The following is a 258-nucleotide window of genomic DNA, read 5'->3' on the forward strand; positions in this document are numbered from 1 at the left end:
CGGTCACCACGGTAGGATTCATGACTGGGGTGAAGTCGTAACAAGGTAGCCGTATCGGAAGGTGCGGCTGGATCACCTCCTTTCCAGAGCTATCTCGCGAAGTTGAGCGCTCACGCTTATCGGCTGTAAATTTAAAGACAGACTCAGGGGTCTGTAGCTCAGTCGGTTAGAGCACCGTCTTGATAAGGCGGGGGTCGTTGGTTCGAATCCAACCAGACCCACCACCGTCTTGTGTGGCGGTACACACCTGAGGAATAC

Annotated in this window: 1 tRNA gene and 1 rRNA gene; both read left to right on the forward strand. The window is 54.3% G+C overall.

The features are described 5' to 3' along the window. Positions 1-83, forward strand: a 16S ribosomal RNA gene (locus G3O06_RS48760); the annotation flags it as partial. 64 nt (positions 84-147) lie between these two features. Continuing rightward, positions 148-224, forward strand: a tRNA-Ile gene (locus tag G3O06_RS48765). Positions 225-258 lie beyond the last annotated feature (34 nt).

Origin of the sequence: Burkholderia sp. Ac-20345, from assembly GCF_017104825.1 — a bacterium.
GTDB classification, from domain to species: Bacteria; Pseudomonadota; Gammaproteobacteria; order Burkholderiales; family Burkholderiaceae; genus Burkholderia; species Burkholderia lata_B.